Annotated in this window: 12 protein-coding genes and 1 pseudogene; 3 read left to right on the top strand and 10 right to left on the bottom strand. The window is 57.5% G+C overall.

The features are described 5' to 3' along the window. Positions 1-108: 108 nt before the first annotated feature. From GOB86_RS12810 to nirB, 5 genes are read right to left on the bottom strand one after another with little or no spacing between them, the layout of a single operon-like run. The gene (locus tag GOB86_RS12810; protein ID WP_165992875.1) at positions 109-1083 is read right to left on the bottom strand and encodes an ABC transporter substrate-binding protein; all 975 of its coding nucleotides are present in this window, start codon (positions 1081-1083) and stop codon (positions 109-111) included. Further along, entirely contained in the window at positions 1080-1700 is a 621-nt protein-coding gene (locus tag GOB86_RS12815) for an ANTAR domain-containing response regulator (protein WP_019088894.1), read from the bottom strand. The genes GOB86_RS12810 and GOB86_RS12815 overlap by 4 nt, the downstream gene beginning before the upstream one ends. Beyond that, complete coding sequence (locus GOB86_RS12820) at positions 1700-4651, bottom strand: molybdopterin dinucleotide binding domain-containing protein (RefSeq protein WP_242012668.1); 2952 nt, start codon at positions 4649-4651, stop codon at positions 1700-1702. Before GOB86_RS12820 ends, GOB86_RS12815 begins: the two co-directional genes overlap by 1 nt. Further along, the gene (locus GOB86_RS16145) at positions 4540-5673 is read right to left on the bottom strand and encodes a molybdopterin-dependent oxidoreductase (RefSeq protein WP_242012669.1); all 1134 of its coding nucleotides are present in this window, start codon (positions 5671-5673) and stop codon (positions 4540-4542) included. Before GOB86_RS16145 ends, GOB86_RS12820 begins: the two co-directional genes overlap by 112 nt. A 7-nt stretch (positions 5674-5680) precedes the next feature. Then, positions 5681-8578 carry a nitrite reductase large subunit NirB gene (nirB, locus tag GOB86_RS12825; protein ID WP_165992877.1) on the bottom strand — a complete coding sequence of 966 codons (2898 nt, stop codon included), beginning with the start codon at positions 8576-8578 and terminating at the stop codon, positions 5681-5683. A gap of 102 nt (positions 8579-8680) precedes the next feature. Here nirB and GOB86_RS12830 point away from each other — a divergent pair, with 102 nt between their 5' ends. Continuing rightward, positions 8681-8875, top strand: a complete 195-nt coding sequence (locus GOB86_RS12830; protein ID WP_003631118.1) for a hypothetical protein — start codon at positions 8681-8683, stop codon at positions 8873-8875. 57 nt (positions 8876-8932) lie between these two features. Here GOB86_RS12830 and GOB86_RS12835 read toward each other — a convergent pair whose 3' ends face one another. The 4 genes from GOB86_RS12835 to GOB86_RS12850 form a co-directional block, all read right to left on the bottom strand. Continuing rightward, positions 8933-10540 carry an alginate export family protein gene (locus GOB86_RS12835; RefSeq protein WP_338421532.1) on the bottom strand — a complete coding sequence of 536 codons (1608 nt, stop codon included), beginning with the start codon at positions 10538-10540 and terminating at the stop codon, positions 8933-8935. Between the two features lie 103 nt (positions 10541-10643). Continuing rightward, positions 10644-11864, bottom strand: a complete 1221-nt coding sequence (locus GOB86_RS12840) for a nitrate/nitrite transporter (protein WP_165992879.1) — start codon at positions 11862-11864, stop codon at positions 10644-10646. A gap of 293 nt (positions 11865-12157) precedes the next feature. After that, on the bottom strand, positions 12158-12874 hold the full coding sequence (locus tag GOB86_RS12845; RefSeq protein WP_242012670.1) for a Crp/Fnr family transcriptional regulator: 717 nt from the start codon (positions 12872-12874) through the stop codon (positions 12158-12160). 53 nt (positions 12875-12927) lie between these two features. Further along, a complete protein-coding gene (locus tag GOB86_RS12850) occupies positions 12928-13404 on the bottom strand; it encodes a hypothetical protein (RefSeq protein WP_019088889.1) in 477 nt (158 codons plus the stop codon). Between the two features lie 150 nt (positions 13405-13554). Here GOB86_RS12850 and GOB86_RS12855 point away from each other — a divergent pair, with 150 nt between their 5' ends. Next, positions 13555-13956: a group III truncated hemoglobin gene (locus GOB86_RS12855; protein ID WP_165992883.1), complete on the top strand. Its 402-nt coding sequence runs from the start codon at positions 13555-13557 to the stop codon at positions 13954-13956. 27 nt (positions 13957-13983) lie between these two features. Next, positions 13984-14283: a DUF1971 domain-containing protein gene (locus GOB86_RS12860; protein WP_012813195.1), complete on the top strand. Its 300-nt coding sequence runs from the start codon at positions 13984-13986 to the stop codon at positions 14281-14283. 138 nt (positions 14284-14421) lie between these two features. Here GOB86_RS12860 and GOB86_RS12865 read toward each other — a convergent pair. Further along, positions 14422-14841: pseudogene (locus tag GOB86_RS12865) on the bottom strand (transposase); the annotation flags it as partial. Positions 14842-15012 lie beyond the last annotated feature (171 nt).

Here is a 15012-nt window from a genome sequence, read left to right on the forward strand (position 1 = left end):
ATCCAGCAAGAGACAACTCCCAATCTGCTCAAAACGCAGACTGGACGCCATCGCAAAAACCGTCAATCAAATCGCCAAAACCCAGAAATTACCGGCCAAGCACATCAATCAAGGGTTCTTCGATCCCTCCACGTTCCATTTTTCTTCCAGAAAATCGTGTTCCGTTTGAGTGATCCAGCCCAGCCCCTGCATATCATCCAGCATCCACGCCACGTTCCCTGCTTCTGTATGGCCATGGATGTAATGTGTTTTTTCTGTAAAGCCTTCGCCACTCAAGGTCTTAAGTGTTGCAGCCTCGGGCAGGTTTAATCCTTTTTCTTCCAGCGGTGCGGCTAGGTCATGCGCAACAGTCTGCCTGTTTTCCGCATTGCGCAAAAAAATCGTGGCATCGTTCAGCGCGTTGATAATTGCTTTGCAGACATCCTGATTTTGAGACGTGCCTTGTGGCACAACAAACTGCTTTTCAATATGGCGCGGCATAACGGTTTGAGAACCACCGGCCAGAAAAGCAAGGTTTTGCAGGCAGGCTTCTGTCCCCCATGGCGGGCCTACACACCCGCCATCTATGGAGCCATTCATCAGGGCGCTGATAATATCAGGCGGGGGCATGACCTGAATTTCAATATCCTGCTCCATGTTCACCCCTATGGATAACAGGAACCGCTTGAGGATAAGAAAATGGGTTGAATACATATGCACAACAGAAAGCCTTGGACGGCGGCCGATTGTAGTGCGCCATGTCTCAAAAGCCTCACGCCCCTTATCCCCCGTGGGCCACTGGCCCATCAGCGGGTTGGTGCCACGCAGTATAACGGTGTTGCCCCCATAGCTTAACGTCGCAAGGGGCTTGAGTGCTGGCATATGCCCACGCCTGCCCAAAGAGGTCATCATAGCCAGTGGCGCAAACATAATGGCTGCATCCAGTGTTTTCCAGACCAGACCATCTGCGATATTGGCCCATGAGGGAGAAACCACCAGTTCCGTCCTAAGCCCGTATTGTGCAAACAGGCCCGCATTATGGGCAAGCATAACGGGCGCACTATCAGACAGGCGCAACAACCCGATACGGAGAGGTCTGGTCATGGTGTGTCGCTTTTCTGCTGCGCGGCGAGGTACTGGGTGGCCACGGTGACAATACGCTGGGATGTTTGCATCGCCCGCCCTCGGAACCAGCGATATGCCTGTGTTTCATTTGTTTTTTCATTTTTCATGAACAGCTTTTTGGCCTGATCAATAATCCTGCGCTCTTCAATTTCCTGCTGTGCAGCACTGAGTTCCGCCCGCGTGCGCTGAAAACGCGCATAGAGCGCAATGGCTGCACGGAGCAGCGGCTTAACATCATCCGGGGGGGCATCCAGAACATTGTAGGAGCATACCCCTGTATCAAACGCGGTTTCCATAAGGTCCACATCGTCCTCATCCACAAACAGGGCAATGGGCCGTTCCAGTGCTGGAACAGACAGTGCGCGCACGCTATCCAGCGCATCACGGTCTGCGCGGGCCATGTCCACAAGCACAACATCGGGGTAGTACTGGTGTACGGCTTCTATCAGGCTCATGCCAACAGGAACGGACTGTACATCAAGCGACGGGTCCGCCCGCAGCGTATCGGACAAGGCCTTTGCCCGTCCGGGGTTTTCATCGGCAACCAGCACCTTGATGCGGGTGCGCATGGGGGATGGGGCAGGATATTTATCCATTAATAAATATCTCGCAGGTAGCGGCCCCCTCTGGTCAGCCCGGCAACATAATCATCCGCCTGGCTTGCTGGCATGGCCCCATGCCGTGCCACAATACGGCGCAATGCGGCATCCACATCACGCGCCATACGCGCCGCATCTCCACAGATATAAAGGAAAGCCCCGGCCTGCAACCAGTTCCATAGCTCTGCCCCGGCTTCCTCCATCCTGTCCTGCACATAGATCCGCTTGGGTTGATCGCGCGAAAACGCGGTATCAAGCCGTGTCAGGCACCCGGTATGCGCAAAGCGGGCCAGTTCCTCCTGATAGTAAAACCCTTCCTGAGCGTGCCGTTCGCCAAAAAACAGCCAGTTGCGCCCTGTTGCGCCAAGGGCTTCACGCTCCTGCAAAAACCCGCGGAATGGCGCAATACCCGTGCCGAGGCCGATCATGATCACATCCGTCCTGCCATCTGCGGGAAGATGGAAATGCGTTGTGGGTTGGACAAAAACCGGCACATCGGCCCCGGCGGGCAACCCGGCAAGCCAGTTTGTGCACACACCGGGCCATGGGTCGTTATTCACGCCCACAGTCAGTTCCACCACCCGCCCCGACACGAGCGGGGAAGAGGCTGTGGAATAAAGCCGGGGCTGCATCCTGCGGAACAGGGCGGGCACATCCTGTGCTGCAACATCAAGGCGGGCCGCCTGCAACAGTTCGGGCAGGTAGCCGCCTTCGGTCCGGCCAAGTGCGTGCAGCATTGCCGGGTTGGGGCGTGCCAGATCAAAATGGCGCAACAGGGCATCGTGCAGCCCAACGGTGCCTGCGCCCTTTAGGGTCACGGGAGTATCCGCTGGCAGGCCCAGTGCCGCCAGAGTGGTTTTGACAACCTCCACAGCGTTGCAGGGCCATATCCCCAGCGCATCTCCGGGCTTCCAGTCCAGGCTGCTCTTGCCCAGGTCCAGACCAATACGGCGTGTATCCTTGCTGGCAGCGCCCTGACACAAGCGTTCGTTCAGTGCAAGGCGGGCAATAACCGGCGCATCCCTTGTGCCAACTCTGGGCTCGGGCAGCGTGGTGGCGGGTGCGGCCTCCCCTCCGGCGGGTGGGGCCACTGGGGGTGTTGTGCTGTCCAGCACAGCCAGAAGCTGGCCACGCCAGACTTCTACCGTATCCTCAAAATCCGGTTCGCAATCCACGCGGTCCATGATCATACAGGCACCCAGCTCCCGCAGGCGGCCATCCAGCGCACAGCCAAACCCGCAGAAACTGGCATAGGAGGAATCCCCCAACGCCAGAACCGCGCAGGAGAGGCCGGTCAGTGCCTCCTTGCGCGCACGCAGGGTGTCCCAGAATGGGGTTGCACAATCGGGGGGATCTCCATCCCCAAAAGTGGAGACAACAAAAATCGCCTTCCCCTGCCCGAGGTCCGCATCCTTGCAGTGATCCAGACAGGCGAGTTCCACCATATACCCGGCCTCCCGCAGCCAGACAGCCACGGTAGCGGCCAGCGCCTCCGCCCGACCGGTCTGGGATGCCCACCAAACCCGGATGCTCTGCCGCACGGCAAGAACATCCGGGGGAAGAGGCTGGGCACATGCCTCCCCCACACGGCTGAACAGGCCCGCCAGCAGGCCGTTTACATAACTCCGCGCCTCCACAGGCAGGGGAGCGGATGCGGGTACATCCGGCACCAGACCGGGTTGTGGGGGCACCATACGCAACCCTTCCAAAAAACCTTTCAGCCATATTCTGGCCTGTTCGGGCAAATCTGGCTGGAGGGCTGGATCATCAAGGGAGAAATGACGCATCAGGGTATCAAGCGGCATAGGGGCACTTCCTTCTTCCTGACGGGGGGCTGGGAGCGGCACGACATCTGGCGCAACCCGCTCCAGCTTAACGGCACAGAGCTTGAAGCCGGGCTGGAGGGAGAGCGGGTCCACATCATCCGACGTAACCGCATTGACGGCCATGTCCGGGCCAAAGCGGTCATTCCAGTGGAATGGAGCAAAGCACTGCCCCGCCCCCACGCGCTGGCTGATTTGAACGGGCAGAACAATGTGCCCACGGCGGGACGTCACCCTGACACGATCATCCGCCTGCAACCCAAGTAACTGTGCATCCTGCACCGAAACCTCCACAAATGGGCCGGGGTTCAGGCGGTTCAGGCTGGCAACACGGCCTGTTTTGGTCAGGGTATGCCACTGGTGTTGCAGTCGGCCACTGTTGAGCACAAAGGGGAATTGCTCATCTGGCCATTCCTGCGGGCGCATCCACGGGCGCGCGTAAAAAATCGCACGCCCATCGGGGGTGGGAAAAACCGGTAGCACCTGCCCGGCCGGTACATAGCGCACCGGGTGGCGGGCCTGCGTGTCCCCCACAGGGGCAGGCCACTGCACCGGGCCCTGACGCAGGCGCTCATAGCTCACTCCGGCGCAGTCATAGCCGGTTTTGGGGTTTGTAAAACGGCTGAGTTCAGCAAACACTTCAGCGGCGGAAGTAAAGGAAAAACCCTGTTCAAACCCCATGGCGCACGCAACGCGGGCAATAAGCTCCCAGTCGGCCAGTGCTTCCCCCGGTGGAGCAACCGCCTTTTGTGCCAAGGTCATGGTCCGGTCGGAATTAACCTGCACGCCATCCGCTTCTGCCCAAAGGGCAGCTGGGAGCAGACTATCGGCAAATCCTGTGGTTTCACTATCTGCAAAAGCGTCCTGCACAACCACGTAATCCGCTTTTTCCAATGCCCGTATGACATGGCCGCGATTGGCAACAGTGGCCACAGGGTTGGTGCAGATAATCCAGCAGGCTTTTATGCGGCCTTCTTCCATGGCCTCAAACATGGCAATGGCGCCATTGCCCCCTACATCCCGCAGGGTGCCGGGGGGGAGCTTCCACTGCGCCTCCACAAATGCGCGGTCTTCCGCCACCAGCGCGCTGCGTTGCCCCGGTAGCCCCGGCCCCATATAGCCCATTTCGCGCCCCCCATGGCGTTGGGCTGGCCGGTCAGGGAAAACGGGCCGCAACCGGGTTTGCACAGCGCGCCTGTGGCAAGGTGCAGGTTGCATAGCGCATTGGTATTCCATGTTCCCGCAACGCTCTGGTTCAGCCCCATGGTCCACAGGCTCATCCAGTCCCCGGCCTGAGCAATCCAGCGGGCGGCGGTCATAATATCTGCAACAGGCAGGCCGGTTATTTCGGCAACAGTGCTGGGCGCATACTCTGTCAGAAATGCAGGCATGGCATCCCACCCACGGGTTGCCTGCGCGATAAACCGTTTGTCTATGTCTCCTTTTTCAACAAGAATATGCAAAAGGCCATTCAGCAAGGCCAGGTCTGTTCCCGGGCGGATGGGCAGGTACAGGTCCGCCTTTTCCGCCGTGGCCGTTTTGCGTGGGTCCACCACAATCAGCTTGGCCCCGGCCCTTTTCCGCTCCATCAGACGCAGGAACAGGATCGGATGGCAATCGGCCATATTGGACCCGATGACAAAAAACAGGTTGGTGGTGTCTATATCCTCATAACTGCCCGGTGGTGCGTCTGCCCCGAGCGAGAGCTTGTAGCCTGTACCTGCCGCTGCCATGCACAGGCGGGAATTGGATTCTATATACTGGCTTCCAACATACCCTTTTGCCAGTTTGTTAATGAGGTACTGTGCCTCCAAAGACATCTGACCGGACACATAAAACGCAAGTGCATCCGGCCCATGTGTATCCAGAATACTCCGCAACCTTGCTGCCGTTTTGCCAATAGCCTGTTCAAGCGGAACCGCCACGGCATCCGCCCCACGTTGCGGGCGCAACAAGGCGGTTTTTAAACGCTCCTGCGCATATAAGGGCTTATCGCACGAACTGCCTTTTGTGCATAAACGGCCAGCATTGGCAGGGTGCGCGGCATCACCCCGCACCTTTGCAATTTTTCCATCCTTTACATCCAGAATAATCCCGCACCCTACGCCACAATACGGGCAGACAGAACGGAATGAAGTATCAGGCATGGCCACGTCAGGCAGGCGTCAGTTCAGGTGTGCCCTGCCCGGCGCGCACCCTGATCTGCACCTTGCCGTCCACCAGCCGTGCATCCCATGTGCGCAACCGGACCGATGCATCCTCCAGACACTGGCCATCTTCCAGACGGAAGTGCTGCTTGTACAGTGGTGAGGCCACAACCCGCTGCCCCTTGATCTCCCCTATCAGCCCACGGCCAATAATATTGGCATGCGAAAACGGATCATGGTTATCCAGCGCATACACACAGGCAGGCTCGGCCTGCGTGGCCGGAACATAGAACAGAGCAACCTGATTACCCTCGCACCATGCGACCACACCGGATTTTTCCACAAGGTCCGTTTGCGCGCACAGTTCCGTCCATGCCTGCGGGCCTGCAAGGCTCCCTGCCTCGGGCAGGTTGGCAGCAGGCCGGACCTGATCGCGCTCGGCCACGGTGCGAATGTTGGGGTCTGGGCGGGCATCGTTCACAAATGTGCGGAAGCGCTTGAGTTTGTCCTTGTCGCTCAGTGCGTCCCGCCATTCGCAATGGTAGCGGTCCACCACCAGTTGCATCTGGCGTTCCAGCTCTTCGGCAATACCAAGACTGTCGTTGATGATCACGTCCTTGAGGTAATCCAGCCCGCCTTCCAGATTTTCACGCCAGACAGAAGTCCGCTGGAGTTTATCGGCCGTGCGGATATAGAACATGAGAAAACGGTCTATATATTTTATAAGAGTTTCTGAATCGATGTCGGTTGCAAACAGTTCCGCATGGCGCGGCCGCATGCCGCCATTACCGCAGACATAAAGGTTCCAACCGTTTTCTGTGGCGATAACCCCCACATCCTTGCTTTGTGCCTCCGCACATTCACGCGTGCAGCCAGAAACCGCAAACTTGAGTTTGTGGGGCGAGCGCAACCCCTTGTAGCGGTTTTCCAGATCAAGGGCCTTGCCCACACTATCCTGCACACCGTAACGGCACCATGTGCTCCCCACGCATGATTTTACGGTGCGGGTGGACTTGCCGTAAGCCTGCCCCGTTTCAAACCCTGCATCGAGCAGTTCGGTCCAGATTTCTGGCAGCTGGTGCAGTTGCGCGCCAAACAGGTCGATCCTCTGCCCACCGGTAATTTTGGTGTAGAGATCATATTTTTTTGCAACCTGACCGAGCACGATCAGCTTGTCCGGTGTAATTTCCCCCCCGGCTATGCGTGGCACCACCGAGTAGGTGCCGTTCTTTTGCATATTGGCCATGAACGTGTCGTTCGTGTCCTGCAGGGGAATATACAGCGGGTCGGTTATGGGCTTGTTCCAGGCCGAAGCCAGAATGGACCCAACCGCAGGTTTGCAGATGTCGCACCCCAGACCGCCATGGCCATGCTGCTGCATCAGCTCTTCAAATGTCTGGATACCGTGCACCCTGACCAGAGAATACAGTTCCTGCCGGGTATGGGAAAAATGCTCGCACAGGCTGCGATCAACCGTAATGCCCCGGCTTTCCAGCTCCGTTTCAAAAACACTTTTCAAAAGGGCGGCGCACCCGCCGCACCCTGTGCTGGCTTTTGTGGTCTGCTTGAGTTCCCCCAGATCAGTGCATCCAGCATCTATTGTTGCGCAGATCGCCCCTTTGGTCACGTTATGGCATGAGCAGACCATGGCCGTATCGGGCAGGGCATCGGCCCCCAGCAGTTCCGCCCCTTCCCCACGCGGGAGAATAAGTGCTGCCGGGTCGGCCGGGGGGTTGATCGCGTTCTGCACGTACTGGAGAATGGTGTCATAATACGAATTATCCCCCACCAGCACGGCACCCAGAACACGGGCACCATCCCCAGACAGCACAAGCCGCCTGTAGGTGCCATCTGCCTCGCCTATAAAGCGGTAGCTCCTACTCCCCGGTGTTGCCCCGTAGGCATCGCCAATGGAGCCCACATCCACGCCCTGCAATTTGAGCTTGGTGGACATGTCTGCCCCGGTAAAAGCCGCTTCCTCGCCTGCCAGAATGGACGCAACCGTGCGGGCCATGGCATAGCCGGGCGCAACCAGACCAAAAACCTGTCCCTGCCAGGAGGCACATTCTCCAACGGCAAAAATGGCCGGGTCTGACGTACGGCAGCTCTGGTCAATCACAATACCGCCGCGTGCCTCCACCTCCAACCCGCACTCACGCCCAAGCTGGTCCTGCGCACGAATACCGGCGGAAAACACCACCATATCGGTTTCAAGGAACGTATCGTCTGCAAAAATCAGGCGGTGCCGGCAGGTCTGCCCAGGCACAATCTGCTTTGTGGCGTGGGAGGTGCGCACATCTATCCCCAATGCCTCAATCCGGCATTTGAGCGCATCCCCGCCTTCCTTATCCAGCTGGGCAGACATAAGGTGCCCACCAAGCTGGATAACGCTTGTGTGCAGGCCCAGTATTCTCAGGGCATTGGCGGCCTCCAGCCCAAGCAGACCACCCCCGATAACCGTGCCGTGCTGTGCACCCTGTGCTGCTGCGCGGATAAGGTCCAGATCTTCCAGATTCCGGTAAACAAGCCCTGCCGTACCGGTATTTCCGGGCACCAGAGGTACAAAGGGGGTGGAGCCGGTTGCCAGAATCAGGGTTGTGTACTGCAAAGCGCCTTCTGCACTGTGTACGGTCTGTGCCTGCCGGTTTATGCTGCTCACGCGCACCCCACGGTGCAGGGTAATGCCGTGTGCTGCATGAAAATCTTCCGCATGCAGGCGCAGGGCCAGCGCATCCTGCCCGGTCATGTATTCGGTCAGGTGCACACGGTCATATGCATCGTGCAGTTCCTCGCCAAATACGTGGATTGCGCAATTTTCGTGCAGGCCGTGCATGACCAGCTGTTCTGCACAGTAGTGCCCCACCATGCCATTGCCGATGATAACGATAGTGCCGGTAGTGGCCATGGTCAGTAACTCCTCGCAATTTGGGAACAGGGGGTGGCAACGCAAATGCCCATATGCGCGCAAGGCTGCCCCCGCAGGAGGCGTGCACACAGGGAAAGACGCATGTTACAGAAAACAGAATGGGAAAAACGCTGCACCATTATGGAACGGTTCCTGCGTTTGCACTGTGTGCAAACACGCCTTGTTCAGGCCAAGGAGCCGCCGTTGACCCCTGAACAACTCGCCGTTAACCCGTTACCACCGCCGTTGACGGTAACTGTTATGGGATGCTTCCAATTAGTTCCTTACACGAAATAAAATAAATAGGGAACCACATATCACGCCAAAAGCTGCCCCGGCTCATGGCATACGGACCTAGAACTTGAACTCCATGGTCTGCATATAAAACATGCCGCTTTTGGCCCCGGCCTCCCGCATACCGTGGGATGAGGCAAAACCTGCAATATCGTGCGTCCATGTAAAATGCGGGGCAAAACTCCAGGCAACCTGCACCTGGGGAGAAACACCAACAAAGCCCCCATGCAGGTTATTGCGCCAGGCATAGGTCTTGCCTGTTCCGTAAACGGCGTCCTGTGTGCTCTCACGCCAGAAGGCCGGCACGTGCAGCCTCAGGCGCAGGTTGGGTCTGGGGGCTGCTGTAATCAGCGGGCCAACCCCCACAAGGTTCTGGGATGTCAGGGCGAGTGTAACATCGTTATAATATGGCAATGCGACATACGGTGTTGCAAAAGTGCCAACTGCACCATTCTTGCTGTTGTAATTCCCGCCGGAAAACACATCGGCCTGAATCCCGAAAGAGGGTTTACCCAGAAGGTTTTTTGCATTCCAGCTAATACTGCCGTTAACCGCAAATGCCCGGACCGGACGGGTTTGTGCATCCTTTTGCGCGGGACGAAACTGCCCACCCTGAAAAACCCCGGTCAGATTAACATCAAACGGACCGGCATTCCCCCACAGACGCCCGCCTATATTATCCCGGCGGGTGGAGCCTGCTTCCGTCTTGCCTGCCTGAGCAAGAGGCAGGGCCGCATTGGCACCGTTAAACAGGTAGCCAAGAAAAAACACATCGGCAAAAAGCTGGCTCTTCTGCTTCATAAAAGAAAATGATGGCAGTGCCGTGGATGTGTAGGCGCCATACATGCGGGCATTGTAACTTGTGCCATCTGCAAACACATCAATCGGCTTTTTATTGGTCTGCATGAAGTCAAACAGATCAACACGAAAGGACTTCCACACCGCGTAGCCCCGCACGCCATCCCATGTCTGCTGCACGTTAGGCAGGTCACGGGCCGACTGCATGGAAACCGGCGCATCCACAAATACCTGCCGCCCGCCAATAACCCCCATGCTCGCCCCCAGCAAATGCCCCTTTACCTCCAGAATCCCTTGCTGAAGGTCCAGCCGCTCGCGCTGTGTGCCTGCCTGATACCCGTAGTAATTGGAGCCACCGGCCACACCCCACAAAAACTCGGCGTATGCGCGCACATGTTCACCAAGATGCAGGTCTGCACCATACATGTTGCGCAACAGCACGCGGTTGGCGTTGGTTTTACCTGCTGTGCCCATCATGGGCTGGTTTTCAAACACATAGCGTAGCCGCTCCTCCCCGCTCAGGGAGAGCCAGATACTGCCTGTGTTGTTCAGGCGTATGTATTTAAGGCGATTGAACCAGTCCTTATTTCTTTTTGATACCGGAACGTTTTCGAGATCACTCCAGTCCTCGGCCCAGCGGACCTGCCCAAAGCCTGCCATTGTTCCAAAACCGCTGGCAGCCTGCTTGCCTGCGTTGAACACCCCCCAATCCTGTGTATGGGGGATGTGCCCCGCCGCTTTTGCGGGTTTGGGCGTGTTGTTTTTCTCCACCGCCACAATGGTCTGGCGTGCAGTTGGGACTGTATCCTGCGCGGGAGCACTGGCAGCCTGCGCCAAGGCGGGGTGTATCCCCACAGTGCCCAGCAGCACAGCCGCATGAACCGAGATTGGCCAGGTCTGAAAAAGGGCGCCCCTGGGGCGCACGCGATTCTTGTTCAAGGTCACGTGTCATAATCCGTGGCTGAAAGGAAGATCAGGAAATTGCGGAAAGGCCGGTCGTGTCAGACCCATGTGCATCGGCTGGTTTGTTCCAGCTTCTGCGGCAGATGGAGACGCAGACAAGGGCCATCAGAGCGATACCGGCAAAAGCCAGAAACCCCAGACTATAAGACCCCGTTGCCTGCCGTGCGGCTCCCAGAGAGGAGGCCAGATAAAACCCGCCAACCCCGCCGCTCATGCCGACCAGCCCGGTCAATATGCCCACCTGCTGTGCAAAACGTGTGGGAACAAGCTGGAAAACGGCACCATTCCCCAGACCCAGCACCAGCATGCCCGCAAAAAAAGCGGGGAACGCCAGCCAGATCGTAGGCAGCCCCAAACCGATCAGGCCAAAAATAACGGTTGCGGCCCCATAGAGTATGCACAGCGCACGCTCGCCCCCAATACGGTCTGCCAGTGCGCCACCCAGCGGGCGGATAAAGGAACCAGCAAACACCACCAGCGCGGTGCAGCTCCCAGCCACTGCGGGGGAAAGACCGTACTGGTCATTAAAATAGATGGTCAGGAAGGAGGCCAGCCCAACAAAGCCGCCAAATGTTACGCCGTAAAAGAACATCAGAGCCCAGCAATCGGCTTTTTTCAAAACCGGGAGCCACGCCACAAGGCCGGCACTCGGGCGGCGGGGTGGTTCTTTGGCAAGGTAGATAAAGGCACACAGCACAAGAACAAGCGGCAACGTGGCCAGCCCGAACACGTTGGTCCAGCCATAAAGGGCCGCAAGCCCGGGCGCGAACAGGGAGGCAAGCGCCGTGCCGGAATTACCAGCCCCGGCAATACCCAGTGCCGTGCCCTGATACTGCGGAGGATACCAGCCAGATGCCAAAGGCAGAGCGACAGCAAAGGAAGCCCCAGCCACACCCAGAACAAAAGCTACGGGAAACAGACCGGCATAGCTGTGTGGTGCCAGCACCCACGTAGCGGCAAGCCCCGCAATAACAAAAGACTGCATGCCTATGGCAACACGGCGCGGGCCATAATGGTCAACCAGTGCGCCAGCAACAACCCGCAGCAAAGCACCTGCAAGCACAGGCATGGCCACCAGAAGCCCCTTCTGGCCGGAGTTCAGGTGCAGGTCATGTGATATGGCTATGCCAAGCGGCCCAAGCAGCACCCAGACCATGAAAGACACATCAAAATAAAGAAAAGCAGCAAGGAGAGTGCGGGAATTACCAGCTTTGAGGAAACCTCTATCCATAACACTAATACCTAGTGCCGGACTAAACGTCAAGCACGCCCACCATGGGCAAGAAGGCCATCATTGGCCCCCAATGTAGATATCATCATGACCTTATGGATCGAATGCCAGCGTTGACATTTACCAGATCTGACCCAAGGATGACGGCATATCATTCCGATGTCAAAGTGTTTCTGTGCGCAGGCGACATCCTGGCAGGATGCTGTTTGTTTTTTGCCACACAGGCCACGCAAGGTGTCAAGCCATGCAGCAGCAAGACACTCTGCAAAGAGTGTAGTCCATTCAAAATGTTTTTAAATAAGTCCGCCCTGCGCAATTCTGCGCAGCTTATTGGCATCACGCACAACCAGCATCTGGCGGGAGCGGGCCAAAAGCCCCACCTTCTCCCACGCGGCCAGCAGGCGGCTGGCGGTATAGAGCGTTGTGCCCGCCAGTTCCGCCACATCCCTGCGGCGCAGGGGAATACAAATCTCACAAGCCCCGGCCTGCACGGCGCCACTCTGCTCAACCAGCATAAGCAGGGCATGGGCAATGCGCTGCTCTGCGCTCTGGGTTGCCATTTCACGCAGGCGGTTTTGAACATTGGCAAGCCGCTGCCCGACCATGCCGATAATGTTGATCGCAATTTGCGGGGAGTTCATGGTCAGCGCCATAAAGTCCGCTTTTGACCAGCTTGCAATATGCGATGGCATCGCTGTTTCAGCATCCGCCGGGTAATACCCTTCGGTAAACAGTGCGACGGTGCCAAACATCTCCCCCGGTGCAATCATGCGCATGAGTGCCTGCGCGCCATCGCTCCCGATCTGGCGGATACGCACCGCCCCCACAAGCACCGCATAAGCCCGTTGCGCCACCGCTCCCTGCGTGAACACACCAGCCCCACCGGGCAGAACATCAACCCGCGCCAAAGACGCAACATGCGCTGCCACTTCGGGCGGCAACCCCTTTACCAGACCCAGTGCGCATATGGCCCTGACCGTATTCTGCGAAGGCGTTTTTTGCTCAGACATGCCATGACCCATACACCCCTTATGCCGCGCAGGGTATTGTGCCACGCATACGATCAGACCGGCGACCAGCCATGGCTACCCGCCACCGCACCAAAAACGGTTACCAGCCCCAGAACCAGCAGAACAATATGCGCGCGATGCAAGGCGGCAAAAGCGGCATCCAGGTCACGCTTTGCCCAGACATTAAAGCGCCGGTGGAGAACAAGAGGCTCCGCAATAAACAGAACAATGGCAAACACCAGCCACAACCCCACCATGGCGTGCATCCACCAGAAACCGGGTTCAGCAAAACGGGCCCAGAGGTCCATTTTCATGACCATAACAAGCCCGCTCAGCCCGACCAGAACCACAGCACCGCGCGCCTGCCACACAAAACGGCGCTCAAAAGCCTGAAAAGCCGCAAGCCTGTCCGCCCCGAACACACCACAGCGCAGGGCAGGCAAAGCCGCTGTTGTCGCCATGGAGACCCCGCCAATCCAGATCACGACCCCGATCACGTGCAGTGCCCGGGCAATTGCCAGTTCGTTCATCCATCCCTCCTTGGGAAGATTGCCATATTTGCCTGTCTCACCATATTTCTACTGCGTTGGGGGCGTGCCGGGTTTGCGCTGGCGCAACCTTTCTGCCAGTCGTATCAGATAGACTGTACTCAACATCAGGCTGTTAAGGAGGCTCATATTATGAGCAGGGTGCCACTAAACGAGGACGGGCTGGCAACACTTGTAGACGCCTTTTACACACGCGTGCGCGCGGACCCCAAGCTTGGCCCCATTTTTGAAGATGCCGTGACCAACTGGCCTGAGCACCTGCAAACGCTCACGGCTTTCTGGTCTTCCGTCATGCTGGGTACCGGGCGTTACAAAGGCCAGCCAGTGCCCGTGCATATGCAGCACCGTGACCGGATTACGCCAGAACTGTTTGATCGGTGGCTGGCACTATGGGGTGAGACCACCTCCACACACATGCCAGCAGATGTAGCCGCTGTTCTACAGGACAAGGCAGCCAACATTGCCAGAAGCTTGCAGCTTGCACTCTCTTTTTACGCCAAACGGGCCATGCCCCAGCGCAACACAGCACCTTGAGGCGCTGTTCCCCGAAAAGTGATACCTATGACCGAAGCCCTGCCCTATCGCTCCACGCCCGTATTCGATCAGGACACGCTACCTGCTGCTTTGCGCACGCGCCATAATACCAAGGCGGGTGTGTGGGGCGTGATCCGTGTGCTTGAGGGGGAGTTGAAGCTCACTTATCTGGCCCCTCCATCTGAACTTCTGCTGACACCCGCCACCCCCGGCCTGATCGAACCGCAGCAGCCTCATTTTGTAACACCCATGGGCAAGGTGGCGATGAGGGTGGATTTTTACGATCAGCCCCCTCCCCCTTCCGCGTTCTCTGCCCCCCAGTCCTGAACAGGTGGAGGGATCGAAGAACCCTTGATTGATGTGCTTGGCCGGTAATTTCTGGGTTTTGGCGATTTGATTGACGGTTTTTGCGATGGCGTCCAGTCTGCGTTTTGAGCGGATTGGGAGTTGTCTCTCGCTGGATGGCTATGGGCTCGCGTTCAATCTTTCGAGGAAGAGGAGGCGGCGCATATTGTAGACGATATTGGCGAGCCCGATCCTCATGGTGGCTCGACTGATACCGACAGTCCGGACAAACCGCCCCGTCTGTGACTTCTGATCGGCAAAGACATGCTCGACACGCGAGCGGATGACCGACTTTCCAGCATTTGATTTCTGGATATGCCGGGGCATAGGCTTGAGATGCGGCTTTTTGCGATGAACCTTGGAGACAAAGCCCTGCTTTTCCATGAAGTCTTCGTTGGCTTTTGAGCGATAGGCCGTGTCGGCCCAGACACTTGAGGCCGTATTGGTTTTATCCAGAAGCCCCTCTCTCAATCGCGCGCCATCACTGGCAGCGGCATGCGTTGTTTTCCATTTGCGGATGAAACGGTATTTCCGATCGACGCGGAAATCTCACGGAAGGGTTGTACATCGGGTTAGATTATGAAAAAGTCTATTTTGTGTAAAAGAAATTTTCGTAAGCTATAAGAAAACCCGATGCAGACAGAGTGTAGCGCAGGCGCGTATGAGTTTCCAGCCTCCTGTGGACGGCGTGTTGTGGCCCGTTTTGACGGG

The organism is Acetobacter lambici, assembly GCF_011516885.1.
In the GTDB taxonomy this organism is placed as follows: Bacteria; Pseudomonadota; Alphaproteobacteria; order Acetobacterales; family Acetobacteraceae; genus Acetobacter; species Acetobacter lambici.